Annotated in this window: 14 protein-coding genes and 2 pseudogenes; 8 read left to right on the forward strand and 8 right to left on the reverse strand. The window is 58.7% G+C overall.

What is annotated here, in order from left to right; genetic code table 11:
- Positions 1-32 precede the first annotated feature (32 nt).
- Together ACFQND_RS06015 and ACFQND_RS06020 are read left to right on the forward strand one after the other, a co-directional pair.
- Positions 33-956: a recombination directionality factor gene (locus ACFQND_RS06015; RefSeq protein ID WP_371435750.1), complete on the forward strand. Its 924-nt coding sequence runs from the start codon at positions 33-35 to the stop codon at positions 954-956.
- On the forward strand, positions 931-1,641 hold the full coding sequence (locus ACFQND_RS06020; protein ID WP_377412593.1) for a hypothetical protein: 711 nt from the start codon (positions 931-933) through the stop codon (positions 1,639-1,641). Before ACFQND_RS06015 ends, ACFQND_RS06020 begins: the two co-directional genes overlap by 26 nt.
- On the opposite strand, the gene ACFQND_RS06025 is transcribed toward ACFQND_RS06020, so the two are convergent.
- Positions 1,638-1,958, reverse strand: coding sequence for a helix-turn-helix domain-containing protein (locus ACFQND_RS06025; RefSeq protein ID WP_371435752.1), 321 nt, complete (start codon positions 1,956-1,958; stop codon positions 1,638-1,640). The genes ACFQND_RS06020 and ACFQND_RS06025 overlap by 4 nt on opposite strands.
- 261 nt (positions 1,959-2,219) lie before the next feature.
- Here ACFQND_RS06025 and ACFQND_RS06030 point away from each other — a divergent pair, with 261 nt between their 5' ends.
- From ACFQND_RS06030 to ACFQND_RS06045, 4 genes are all read left to right on the forward strand, one after another.
- Complete coding sequence (locus ACFQND_RS06030) at positions 2,220-2,678, forward strand: hypothetical protein (protein WP_371435753.1); 459 nt, start codon at positions 2,220-2,222, stop codon at positions 2,676-2,678.
- 64 nt (positions 2,679-2,742) lie between these two features.
- Positions 2,743-3,042: a hypothetical protein gene (locus ACFQND_RS06035; RefSeq protein ID WP_371435754.1), complete on the forward strand. Its 300-nt coding sequence runs from the start codon at positions 2,743-2,745 to the stop codon at positions 3,040-3,042.
- A 41-nt stretch (positions 3,043-3,083) separates the two neighbouring features.
- Positions 3,084-3,422 carry a hypothetical protein gene (locus ACFQND_RS06040; RefSeq protein WP_371435755.1) on the forward strand — a complete coding sequence of 113 codons (339 nt, stop codon included), beginning with the start codon at positions 3,084-3,086 and terminating at the stop codon, positions 3,420-3,422.
- On the forward strand, positions 3,419-3,706 hold the full coding sequence (locus tag ACFQND_RS06045) for a hypothetical protein (protein WP_371435756.1): 288 nt from the start codon (positions 3,419-3,421) through the stop codon (positions 3,704-3,706). The genes ACFQND_RS06040 and ACFQND_RS06045 overlap by 4 nt, the downstream gene beginning before the upstream one ends.
- Before the next feature lie 83 nt (positions 3,707-3,789).
- Here ACFQND_RS06045 and cadR (ACFQND_RS06050) read toward each other — a convergent pair whose 3' ends face one another.
- The 6 genes and pseudogenes from cadR (ACFQND_RS06050) to ACFQND_RS27295 all read right to left on the reverse strand — a co-directional run.
- Positions 3,790-4,296: a Cd(II)/Pb(II)-responsive transcriptional regulator gene (gene cadR, locus ACFQND_RS06050; protein WP_371435757.1), complete on the reverse strand. Its 507-nt coding sequence runs from the start codon at positions 4,294-4,296 to the stop codon at positions 3,790-3,792.
- A gap of 355 nt (positions 4,297-4,651) precedes the next feature.
- Positions 4,652-5,137 carry a signal peptidase II gene (gene lspA, locus ACFQND_RS06055; RefSeq protein WP_449301348.1) on the reverse strand — a complete coding sequence of 162 codons (486 nt, stop codon included), beginning with the start codon at positions 5,135-5,137 and terminating at the stop codon, positions 4,652-4,654.
- A gap of 2 nt (positions 5,138-5,139) precedes the next feature.
- Positions 5,140-5,559: a TRAP transporter small permease subunit gene (locus tag ACFQND_RS06060; protein WP_371435759.1), complete on the reverse strand. Its 420-nt coding sequence runs from the start codon at positions 5,557-5,559 to the stop codon at positions 5,140-5,142.
- Entirely contained in the window at positions 5,556-6,173 is a 618-nt protein-coding gene (locus ACFQND_RS06065; protein WP_377412599.1) for a phosphatase PAP2 family protein, read from the reverse strand. The genes ACFQND_RS06060 and ACFQND_RS06065 overlap by 4 nt, the downstream gene beginning before the upstream one ends.
- On the reverse strand, positions 6,170-9,031 hold the full coding sequence (locus ACFQND_RS06070) for a heavy metal translocating P-type ATPase (RefSeq protein ID WP_449301349.1): 2,862 nt from the start codon (positions 9,029-9,031) through the stop codon (positions 6,170-6,172). Before ACFQND_RS06070 ends, ACFQND_RS06065 begins: the two co-directional genes overlap by 4 nt.
- A gap of 60 nt (positions 9,032-9,091) precedes the next feature.
- A pseudogene (locus tag ACFQND_RS27295) lies at positions 9,092-9,265 on the reverse strand (heavy-metal-associated domain-containing protein); the annotation flags it as partial.
- A gap of 94 nt (positions 9,266-9,359) precedes the next feature.
- Between ACFQND_RS27295 and cadR (ACFQND_RS06075) the strand changes: the two are divergent.
- Complete coding sequence (gene cadR, locus ACFQND_RS06075; RefSeq protein WP_371435762.1) at positions 9,360-9,758, forward strand: Cd(II)/Pb(II)-responsive transcriptional regulator; 399 nt, start codon at positions 9,360-9,362, stop codon at positions 9,756-9,758.
- A 25-nt stretch (positions 9,759-9,783) separates the two neighbouring features.
- Here the strand turns inward: cadR (ACFQND_RS06075) and nadE are convergent, their stop codons facing one another.
- The gene (gene nadE, locus ACFQND_RS06080) at positions 9,784-10,611 is read right to left on the reverse strand and encodes an ammonia-dependent NAD(+) synthetase (RefSeq protein ID WP_371435763.1); all 828 of its coding nucleotides are present in this window, start codon (positions 10,609-10,611) and stop codon (positions 9,784-9,786) included.
- Positions 10,612-10,882: 271 nt separating this feature from the next.
- Here nadE and ACFQND_RS06085 point away from each other — a divergent pair.
- Positions 10,883-11,063 (forward strand): annotated as a pseudogene (locus ACFQND_RS06085) (hypothetical protein); the annotation flags it as partial.
- Between the last annotated feature and the right edge of the window lie 89 nt (positions 11,064-11,152).

Here is an 11,152-nt window from a genome sequence, read left to right on the forward strand (position 1 = left end):
GGGGCGGGCTCGAAGCAAACAAAGGAAAATACATGCTCAAAGGACTCGCTTTAACGCCGCCCATCGTTGGCCGCATCTCCATCGGCAAGGTCGTCGAAAAAGACGGCCTGCGTCTTCCTGAAAAGGACGACGAATTCACCATCACCACCCAGGTTCAAAACCGCGAAGGCTGGGTCAACCACCCCCTGGACAAATCCCTCCGCAAAACCCCTGAAACCAAACTCCGCAGCATTCCCATACGCTTGATGTTCGACGACCCGGACTTGAGTCTCAGGGCCAACTACACCCTGTTCGACCGCAAGACCGGCCGGCAGATGTGTGTGGGCAACGGGGAAACCTGTAAACGCCTGACGGGTGAGGGTCTGAAGACCTTGCCATGCCCCACGCCGGATGCATGCGAACTGGCCATAGGCGGGCACTGCAAGCCTTACGGCCGGTTGAACGTGCGCATTGGCGATGAAGATGAGCTTGGCAGTTTTATCTTCAGAACTACCGGCTACAACAGCATCCGAACGCTGTCGACCCGGCTGAAGTACTTTCATGCCGTCTCGGGCGGCCTGCTCTCGACCCTGCCGCTGGAACTGAGGCTACGGGGCAAATCGACATCGCAGTCTTACCGCACGCCGATCTACTACGTGGATCTGACGGTGCGGGCGGGCATGACCTTGCCGGCTGCCGTGGCTGCGGCTATCGCGCAGCGGGATGAGTGGAAGGCCTTGGGTTTTGACCAGGCTGCGCTGGACGAGGCTTCCCGCAAAGGTTTTGCTGCCGGGGTGTTTGAGGAGTCGGCTGAAGAGGTGGAGGGCGTGCTGGAAGAGTTCTATCCTGAGCCCACCAACACTTCTGATACTGGGCAGCAACCTGCCAAAGCGGCGACAGGCCTTGCCGACAAACTCGCGGACAAGGTGCTTGCGACATCCAGCGCCGGCGGTGGGACGACCCGTGGTGCGCCTTGAGCATGTCTTTGCCGCAGGCATACGGTTTGATACCGAGATCCAGTACCTGGCCCAGGCTACCAAGCACCTGCGGTATCACAAACTGCCGGTTCTCAAGTCTGGGTCAGCACAGGTCTGCGCGCTCACCAGTGTGATGCAGTGTGTGCTCATCCTCGGGCCTGTGCCGCGTAGCCAGCTCACGCTAGAGCGCAAGCTTATGGCTCAGGATGTACTGGGACGGGCTGCGCATCCAGGCTGCTCCAGCGTCTTGCGTTGCGTTCGTGCTCTGGAGAATCTGACTGGAACCCATCCCCTCAAATCAGCAACCACGCATAACCCGGTAGAAATGGGTGAAACCGCGCTAGACGTACTGCGCTCAGGGGGCTTGTGCTTGTTGCAGTTCAAATCTGCAACAGCCAGCCGCTGGGCGACGGTGATAGGCGTGGAGATAGAAGTCCAGCATGACAAAGACTTTGCCAAGGCCTTGCTTCTGCTGGATTCCCATGCTGGCGAACCATGGGCCTGTGCCCACAATGTTCGCATTGAGCTGAAGCGGTCAGGCGCCAGGTCGCAAAGTGCGGCCATCGCCTTTCCGCTGATTTGTCGGCACCTGACAGGGGAGGCCAGCAAGGTACAGCTGTTGAACCTGATCACCTTGAAGCCAGCAGCTACGAACCCACAAAAGCGCACTGACGAGCCGATCTAGCGCTTTTTGGCGGGGTAGGGCCTTGCAGTGCGTGGGGCGCGCAGGATGGTTGCGTCCAGTCCGTGGATTTGTGCCAGGTCCGGATGCATCAGCTCATGGGGCGCCATCCCTATGGCCTTGGCAATCAGCTCGATGTTGTCGATGGAGATATTGCGCTGGCCCCGTTCCAGCGTACCGACAAATGCCCGATCCAGCCCCGCATCGGCGGCCATGCGTTCCTGAGATATTCCCGCGTTAACCCTGACGAGGCGGATGTTTCTGGCGAAGATCAACCGGAGGGAAAGGGAAACCTGCTTGGTTTTTGCAACATGTGGCATGCCTCCGATGATCTAAACAGGAGGTGTTTAAAGCCACGGTGTTTGAAGCCTATTATGATTATTGGGCAGTGCATTTTCATGCTGGACAGTAGCCATATAAATCCAGGTCGATATCCAGTCGGCCATTTTTTTACGTTTAAAGGAGTCTCAAACACCTCATTTAATGATCGTGTCTTTACTAAGAGCTGAAGAAGCCTGTGCCCGGCTGCTTCTCAATCGACATCAACCAATTCAACAAACTTACTGAGGAGGAACATTTCAATGACTCAAAACGGCTATCGAGCGATCTGCTCACTCAAATCCATCAGCGCCTTTGCTGCAGCCATGGTGATGACAGGTGCCGCCAGCGCGGACTGGAAAAGCGGCTACGGCCAGGGCAACCTGGAGTATTTCTCTGACAAGCAGGACCTGCGGCTGTACATCGCTTGCCCCACCAAGGAAACGGGCACCGACAAGACCGCCACTGTTTCGCTGACCCGGCTCAGCACGGGTCATGACATCCAGAAATTCACCCTGACTGTCAACGGCCACACCTATGACGGACCCATGGAGTCCGACAGCCGTGTGGGCAGTGGCAATTTCTTGTTGTTCATGGAAGACATCCGCAAAGGTGATGTCGTACTGAAGTACGCCTTGGGCACCGTCGTGTTTCCCAGAACCAACGCCACCAAAGCCATCCCGCCGCCTGGTCGTCGCTTTCCCTGCAATACGGGTTTCTAGAGCGACCGGCTGATTCGTCCACTTATCTATTCACTCATTTCATTCAAGCAAAGGAAATTCAAATATGCACAAATCTGCCATTGCACTGGCTCTCGTTTTGGCGGCGACAGCCGCTTCTGCTTTCCCGACCAAGGTCAAGATGACCAAGGATGCCGACCTGGCCAGTAGCGAAGGTGTCTACGTCCAAGTCACGACCAACAAGGGCCGTGTCACCGTCAACAACAAGTGGCCGGCTTACCGCGTTCTGTCGCGTGCCAAGAAGGGCGAGTGCTACATCCTGGAAACCGATTCAGAAAGCACCGTTGACTTCAACATGAAGCCTGACGAGAGTGGCGTGAGCACGGTTACCAAGACGCGCTGCTAGGCAAGCGCTGAAACATCAACAAAAACGAGGAGTCATCATTTATGGAAAACAACAACAACGAAGAACTCATCCAGTCGGCGATTATCTGGGGCATCGCGGCCCTTATCCTGGCTATCCTGTCCTGCACTTTCAATAGCTCGGCCATGGTCCTGCGTGCGGGCTTCTTTGCCAAGCTGTTCGCGGTGATTGTGGGAACCGCGTCGGGAACTGCCGGGGCGCTGATCGGTGATGCCATCCGCAAGTTTGCACACCCTGATGCGGTCTTCACAGGTGGCGGGATGCTCAGCCTGATCTGGATCAAAGTGTTTTGGAAAGTGGGGCCTCAGGTCATCGGTCTGGTCATTGGCGTGATGCTGGGCTGCGCTTTGGTGCTGCGATGAACCGGATGTTCAATGCGGTTTTGAGGGTCGGTCTTGTCCTTTGCATGACCGTCCTGGCGTCCTGTTCGAGTGAGGAGTCCAAGGCTCGCGGCGAGTATCTGGCGGGATGCATTCAGAGCGGTACGGACAAGGCCGCTTGCGATTGCACCTATGACAAGATGCTCAAGTTTTACAGCTTCAAAGAACTCAAGGCCATGGGTCAGTCCTCGCGCAGAATACCGCCAGATTTTATGGACAACGTAGTGAAGGCGGTTTTGATCTGCAAGAAGGAGATGGGCCGTTAGGCCATTCTGAGAAAGTTGAAGAAAGACCGGGGCACCATGTGTGCCTCTGGTAAGTCCTCTTTTTTTTGAGACTACATGCGGCATTAATGTCGTTTTCTCATTTTTGGATTCGCGACAACTGTGCTGCCCACAGTCTGGTAAATGCCGGGAACGTGATCCAAGTGATCGCGAATAATGTCTTGTTGTGGAAAAAGCTTTGCAGCCTCATCCAGGCGGCTCAAAATGCCACAATCCGAAGCGATTCGGTCGCTTGTACATTGCTCCCTCAAAGCCTTCAGATCTTTTTGCAGAATCTTCAGTTCCTTGATGCGTGTGGCTACGTGTCCTATGTGCTCGTAAAGTAGCGCATTTACCTGCGCACAGTTTTCTTCTGGTGCGTCTTTGAATTGGAGGAGCGTCCGAATTTCCGTGAGCGTCATGTCGAGCGAACGGCAGTTCCGGATGAAGCCGAGTCGCGCTAAGTGCTCGCGCCCGTAGAGGCGGTAATTTGCCTCACTGCGCGGAGGTTCATTTAACAAGCCCTCGCGCTCGTAGAAGCGGATGGTTTCCGCTTGGGTCTGGGTTAGTTTAGCGAGTTCACCGATTTTCATACGAAGGCATTTCCAGGGTCGCAATGTCCGTCCAAAAGTGCGCATAGAGTTGGCCTGCCCCAGTGACAGTGCCGATCGGCACGACTTGCACATGGCAACACGCGTGCAATGCACTGAACTCACTTAGGCAACAAATGCTACGACGTTTGGGGTGGTCTGCAGCAAGATCATCGGGGGCGAGGCACTGCTCAGGCATGTTTTTTGTAGGAGGCTTACGTGCACCGCGATCCTCGGGACTGGCGGACCATGGGCGGGTTCGCGGACTTACGCAGCAAACCGCTGGCCACGCGACATCAAGCCGATGTCGGTCATGATCCAAAGGATGATGGTAAGACTCGGACCCGAGCTGGACAATTTATGCCTTCTGTTGCGGTGGCCTGGCAGCGATGAAGGAAACAAATACCAGACAAGCCGCACCCAGGGTGATGGCTATATCCGCCACATTGAAGGCTGGCCAGTGCTTTCCGACGAGGTGGAAATCCAAATAGTCGATGACATGGCCGCGCACGGCACGATCAAAGGCATTTCCCAGCGCGCCTCCCAGGATCAGACTGAAGGCCAGCGACTCGCTGCGCGGCCTAGGTTGCCGCAACATCCAGATCAACCAGACGGAAGCCATGATCGCGATGCCCAGAAAGAACCAGCGCTGCCAGCCACCGGCCCCGGCAAGAAAACTAAAGGCTGCGCCAGGATTCAGCACGTGGACCAAGTTGAAAAAAGACGTAATCGGATGGCACCAACCCAGGGGTGTGGCGGCGTCGATAGCACTTTTGGCGGCCTGATCGGCGGCGAGTACGGCGAAGGCGAGAAAAAACCAAGGCCAGGGACGGTGAGTTTGCATGTTCATTTCTTGGAAATCGGGTCGGCTGAAGGGTCGGAGATGGGCTCCGGCGACATGCGTAGCGCATCCTTCACCTGCTTGTCGGTCAGCGTGGCTGCCGGTGGCGGCGTACTGGCGATACCGGGGAACACCGCGAGGATGCCTACCATTGCCATCTGCAGCATCAGGAAGATGTCTATGCGCACATGCTCATCGCGCTGCAGCGTGAAGGCTGCCATCAGCAGCACCACCGGCGCGAAGAAGTGCGGCTGCACGTCGTACATGGTCGACGACGCCATGCCCAGCAGCTTGCGACTGAACGCATTGCCGGCGATGAGGACGGCATTGGCCAGCAGGCCCCAGCGCACCGCGAACGCCATCCAGCGATTGATGGTGTCGATGCGGCCCGCCAGGCGAAGCACTGCGGCGAACTCGAAGCTCATCGCCTGGCCCGCCACTTGGCAACTGCTCGTTTCAACGACACGGCCCATCCATGGGTCGCTACTACGCAAGCACCGCCGAGAAGGAAGCCGGCAACAACATCCGCTGGGAAGTGCGCCCCCAGTGCCACGCGGGACCAGCCGACGGCTGCCGCGATTGCGAGTAGAAGCAGCCGGAAAGGCCAGGGACCCAGGGGCCAGAGGCTGGCAACGACGGCTGCAGTATAGACAGCATGGCCGCTGGGAAAGGCATAAAGGCTGTCGGGTGCGCCAAGCACCCAAGCCATATCGTTGGCATACAGGTCCGAAGGTCGCGGGAGTGCAAACGCGGCCTTGGCAGTCCAGGCAAGGAGTATGGCGACCAGGACGCCGACACCGAACCGGAACGGCGCCAGCGCCGCGGGCTCGGAACGCTTGACGGCCCGCCAGCCCAGCAGCGCCACGCCCATGAGTGGCGCGCCCCAATAACTGCCGATTGCGGAGAGCAAGCGTGCAAAGCCGATCCAGTCCGCCGGCATGGATCGGTTGATCCACAGCATTAGTTGGGTGTTGAGACCGCCCCAGTCATACACCCAGTGCCGCAGCAGTCCCATGTCGCCAGTTCCAATCACAGTCACGCGTCGCGCGTTTTCAGCAAACGCAAGCCGTTGAACACCACGATCAGGCTTGCGCCCATATCGGCAAACACCGCCATCCACATGGTGGCTTGGCCCGTGAAGGTCAACGCTACAAAGATCACCTTGATCCCCAGCGCCAAGACGATGTTCTGCGTGAGCACCTGTGCGGTCTGCTGCGACAGCCGGATGAACGCGGGGATCTTGCGCAGGTCGTCATCCATCAGGGCGACGTCCGCCGTCTCGATGGCCGTGTCGGTGCCGGCGGCGCCCATGGCAAAACCGATGTCTGCGCGCGCCAGCGCCGGCGAATCGTTGATGCCGTCGCCCACCATGCCGACCTGGCCCTGGCCGCCCGCCAGGCTTTCAATGGTGCGCAGTTTGTCCTCGGGAAGCTGGTCACCCCGTGCCTCATCGATGCCTACCTGAGCGGCTATCGCGTTGGCCGTGTGCTGGTTATCGCCGGTCAGCATCACGGTGCGCACGCCCATGGCGTGCAGGTCCGCGATAGCCTTCTTGCTGCTGTCCTTGACCGTGTCCGCCACGGCAAAAATTCCCAGCACCGCCGACTCGTTCATCAGCATGACCGCTGTCTTGCCTTGGCGTTCCAATCCCTCCAGCATCGACTGCAACGCCGGCGTGCTCAAGCCGCGCTCCTGTGTCAGCCGATGGTTGCCGAGATGTAGCAAAGTGCCTGCGATCTGCCCGCTGACGCCCCGGCCGGGCAGCGCCTTGAAGTCCTGCACCTCCAGAGCCTGCGTTGCGGCTTGCTTGGCGTGCCGAGCAATCGCTTGGGACACTGGGTGGTCTGAGCGCGCTGCCAGGCTGGCCGCCCAGCGCTGCACCATGGGCTGGTCGCCACTCAAGGCAACGAAATCAGTCTGCTCGGGCTTGCCGTGGGTCAGGGTTCCTGTCTTGTCCAGGGCCAAAACTTTGAGCTTGCGCCCTCCCTCCAGGTAAACACCGCCTTTGATCAGGATGCCGCGTCTGGCGGCAGCGGCCAAGCCGCTGACGATGGTGACTGGCGTAGAAATGACCAGCGCGCATGGGCAGGCTACCACCAGCAGTACCAGCGCCTTGTAAATCCAGTCAAACCAGGCGCCACCGAAAGCGAGCGGCGGAACAACAGCAACGAGCACGGCCACCGCAAACACGGCGGGCGTATACACCTTGGCGAACTGATCGACGAAGCGCTGGGTTGGCGCGCGGCTACCCTGGGCCGACTCGACGGCATGGATGATGCGTGCCAGCGTCGAGTTGTTTGCGGCAGCGGTGACCTTGTACTCGAAGGAGCCGGTCTCGTTGATCGTGCCGGCAAAGACCTGGTCGCCCTCGGCTTTCTCGACCGGCAGGCTTTCACCGGTGATGGGGGCCTGGTTGATCGCGGAACTGCCAGAGGTGATGATGCCGTCCAAGGCAATGCGCTCCCCCGGCTTGACCCGCACTACAGCCTGCAGCACAACTTCCTTGGCCGGCACTTCCAGCCAGGCGCCGTCGCCCTGGCGGACGGTGGCGGTGGCGGGTGTCAGCTCCAAAAGGCCACGAATCGCATTGCGGGCGCGGTCCAGAGACTTGGCTTCGATCACCTCAGCCAGGGCAAACAGGAACATTACCATCGCTGCTTCGGGCCAGTGGCCGATCGCCATGGCACCGGTCACCGCGATGGCCATGAGCGCGTTCATGTTCAGATTGAGATTTTTCAGCGCGATCCAGCCCTTCTTGTAAGTGCTGAGCCCGCCGGTGGCAATGGATACCAGCGCGAGTGCGACCACCATCCAGTGGATGCCGCCGTTGGCCCAGTAGACGACTTCGGCCAGTACAGCCGCCACTCCCGAGAAAATCATCGGCAGCCAGTTGGTCTTCGGCACCGGTAAGTCCGCATCACGTGGTTCATCCGTGGTTTGCACCACGGTTTCGTATCCCAGCGATTCGATGGCTGTGACGGCCTGGGTGAGAGCCTCAGGTGAATGCTGGACTGTCAAGGTGCGCTGCATCAGGTTGAACTGCAAGTCGGCGATCCCTGTCATGCCCTCCAACTTTCCTCGAATGAGTCCTTCTTCGGTCGGACAATCCATCTTGGCGATCTGCAGCACTGTCGTGGCGACGCCGGCGGCACCTTGGCGCTGCGCCTTCATGCCGATCGCAGCGAGAGCCTGCTCGATGGGTTCAGCGGACGGCAGGGTGTGGTCAACAGTCAGCACGCGTTGCATCAGGTTGAACTCGAGCTTGGCAATGCCCTGGACCTTGCCCAGGCGGTCACGAATCAAGGCCTCTTCGGTGGGGCAATCCATGTTTTCGATACGGTAGCTGACTGTGACTTCATTGCCAGCCTTCGCGGCCTGGGCCACCGGCGCGCGCTCGGGCGCTACCGTCAAAGCGGGGACAGCCTGTGCTTGCGCGGATCCAGCGCGTTGGGCGCGCATGCCAATCGACACCAAAGCGGCCTCCACGGGCGCCAGTGCTGCAGCGTTCAAGGTCACGGCCAGCTTGCGTTGCGGGAGATCAAATTCCAGTGTTTTCACGCCGTCCAGCTGCCTCAAACGCTCCCGGATCATGGCTTCTTCAGAGCGGCAATCCATGTTGTCAATCTGAAACACGACTCGCTCGTCGGCGGACTGGACGCCGTCAGCCTGGACCTTGGCCCTAATACCGATGGAGGTGAACACCGATTCCATTGCGGAGCGAGCTTGCTCATCGTGGGTCACTAAGAGCGTGCGGTTTTTGAGATCGAACTCGAGGGCTTCTATCCCGTCGAGTTTTGCGAGATGGGAGCGAATCAAAGCCTCTTCGCTTGGGCAGTCCATGTTCTCGACGCTGTAGAGCGTCTTGGTCAGGCCAGCGGCTCGGCGCTGCGGTCGCATGCCGATGCTCCGCAAGGCATCTTCAACGGCGCCGAGAGAGGGCAAGGTGTGCGTAATCACCAGTGTGCGTTGTTTAAGGTCGAATGCCAGGGCGCTCACGCCGTCGAGCGCACCCAGGCTCTGGCGGATCATCGCCTCCTCGTTTTTGCAGTCCATGTTGTCGATGTAATAAGTGGCCGTGTCGGACTTCGACGATGTGCTGCATCCGCAGGATGAAGATTCCGTTTGACTCATGGGGATTCCTGTTTGTAAGGCGGGGTTTTTGGTAGATTTGATATTAGGCAACCTAAAGTTGCTATAGAGTCAAGCTTTTTGGCGAGGGTTCAAGATGCTGCGAATTGGAGAACTCGCAAAACGCGCCGATTGCCAGGTGCAGACCATCCGCTTTTACGAGACTGAAGGCCTGCTGTTGGAACCTGCACGCAGTGGAGGCAATTTCCGCCTTTACGACGAAAATCACTTGGAGCGCCTGCTTTTCATTCGTCGGTGCCGATCACGTGACATGACATTGGACGAGATCCGCAACTTGCTCACTTTCCGGGACCGGCCGGAGCTGGACTGCGGCGAGGTCAACGAGCTGGTCGACGCCCATATCGTTCAAGTGAGGTCGAAAATTCGTGAACTCAAGGCGCTGGAGCAACAGTTAATCAAGCTGCGTCGCTCTTGCGATACCGTTCGCTCGGCCAGGGAATGCGGCATTCTCAGTGGCTTGGCGCAGGCGCTTTAACGTCATAGCCGCGCACCTCTGCCATTTACGTCGACGGCTCAGCGGGTAGAGCGCGCTTATGCGCTGTGCGACGGTAAGTTGCCGCAATTAGCTGAGACGGAGCCAAGTCAACTGGCAGGCCTTCCAGAAAGTCATCGATGTCCTCGTAGCTGACACCCAGCGCGGCTTCATCGGGACGTTGGGGTCTCAGGGTTTCCAAGTCCGCGGTGGGAGTTTTCCCCGCGAGGCCCGCATCGGCGCCGAGTACCGATGCAATGGCCCTGACCCGACGTTTTGTCAATCCGGATAGAGGTGCGATATCGCAGCCACCGTCGCCAAACTTGGTGAAGAAGCCCATCAAGGCCTCAGCGGCGTGGTCTGTCCCTACCACTAGACCCCCGGTCGCCCCGGCCACGGCATATTGGGCAATCATGCGCTGGCGGGCCTTGATGTTGCCCAATACAAAATCCTCGTGGAACGCATCCGCGTAGCGCAGTCCTCCCGCATGCAGCGCCGCAAGCGCGGCATCCGAAGCTGGCTTTACATCGACGCTCAGGGTTTGGTCTGGAGCGATGAAGGTTACCGCGTGTTGCGCGTCCGCTTCGTCGGCCTGGATGCCATAGGGGAGCCGCATGGCGATGAAGCGCACCTGCAGGCCCTCGCTACGGAGCTGCTCGGCCGCCAGCTGGCACAGCCGGCCGGTCACTGTGGAATCAACGCCGCCGCTGACACCGAGCACCAGGGTCTGCGCTGCGGCGGATCGAACGTACCCTGCGACAAAAGCAGTGCGACGGGCGATTTCAGTAGCCGCATCGAAATGGCGTGACACGCCCAGTTCGGCGGCGATGCGGACTTGTTCAATCGTGGCGGCCATGCAGATCCTTATTTGTGTACAGACGGTTCAGGGGTCCCCGATCAAGTTCGGGTGGACAACTGGCGTGATCGCGCAATCCCATACGGTCGGTGCAGACGTCGTTGGGCGGTATGCGTCCCTTCAAGTGCGCCAGCGCGTCAATCTTAGTCTCACGGCCAGTGCCAGCGGCTCCAGCCGAGTCCTAGGCCTCAAGGCGGATAGCGTCGGCAACCCACCGCGTATCACGGCCGCCGCGATATAAACGCCGCCAGCCTTTGCAAAGCGGACTTACGCGATTCTCTGGCAGCATTACCTTGGCAGTGGACATCAAGTCTGTGTTCCTGGTCATGGCCGTATTTGGCTCTGCAACGATGTGGATGGCCGTTTTTGCCGACATGGACGCAAGCTTGCTAGTAGTCGGAAATGGTCTTCGCCCGCTGCTTATAAAAGTCCAATGCTTGATGTATCGATGACTTTTAAGTGGACTTGACCCGTTTCAATAGACACCTGATAAGGTCGAAATTGAAAAGGAGAAAAAGTCATGAAGAGAGTCAGCTACACA

Origin of the sequence: Polaromonas aquatica, assembly GCF_042659145.1 — a bacterium.
Classification (GTDB): domain Bacteria; phylum Pseudomonadota; class Gammaproteobacteria; order Burkholderiales; family Burkholderiaceae_C; genus Polaromonas; species Polaromonas aquatica.

What these genes read in the sequence shown, in the direction of transcription:
- cadR (WP_371435762.1), top strand. Translation starts at nt 9,360, where the DNA reads ATGCTGCGAATTGGAGAACTCGCAAAACGCGCCGATTGCCAGGTGCAG.
- cadR (WP_371435757.1), bottom strand. Translation starts at nt 4,296, where the DNA reads ATGAAAATCGGTGAACTCGCTAAACTAACCCAGACCCAAGCGGAAACC.
- ACFQND_RS06030 (WP_371435753.1), top strand. Translation starts at nt 2,220, where the DNA reads ATGACTCAAAACGGCTATCGAGCGATCTGCTCACTCAAATCCATCAGC.
- nadE (WP_371435763.1), bottom strand. Translation starts at nt 10,611, where the DNA reads ATGGCCGCCACGATTGAACAAGTCCGCATCGCCGCCGAACTGGGCGTG.
- ACFQND_RS06015 (WP_371435750.1), top strand. Translation starts at nt 33, where the DNA reads ATGCTCAAAGGACTCGCTTTAACGCCGCCCATCGTTGGCCGCATCTCC.
- lspA (WP_449301348.1), bottom strand. Translation starts at nt 5,137, where the DNA reads ATGCAAACTCACCGTCCCTGGCCTTGGTTTTTTCTCGCCTTCGCCGTA.
- ACFQND_RS06035 (WP_371435754.1), top strand. Translation starts at nt 2,743, where the DNA reads ATGCACAAATCTGCCATTGCACTGGCTCTCGTTTTGGCGGCGACAGCC.
- ACFQND_RS06025 (WP_371435752.1), bottom strand. Translation starts at nt 1,958, where the DNA reads ATGCCACATGTTGCAAAAACCAAGCAGGTTTCCCTTTCCCTCCGGTTG.
- ACFQND_RS06045 (WP_371435756.1), top strand. Translation starts at nt 3,419, where the DNA reads ATGAACCGGATGTTCAATGCGGTTTTGAGGGTCGGTCTTGTCCTTTGC.
- ACFQND_RS06060 (WP_371435759.1), bottom strand. Translation starts at nt 5,559, where the DNA reads ATGAGCTTCGAGTTCGCCGCAGTGCTTCGCCTGGCGGGCCGCATCGAC.
- ACFQND_RS06040 (WP_371435755.1), top strand. Translation starts at nt 3,084, where the DNA reads ATGGAAAACAACAACAACGAAGAACTCATCCAGTCGGCGATTATCTGG.
- ACFQND_RS06070 (WP_449301349.1), bottom strand. Translation starts at nt 9,031, where the DNA reads ATGCGACCGCAGCGCCGAGCCGCTGGCCTGACCAAGACGCTCTACAGC.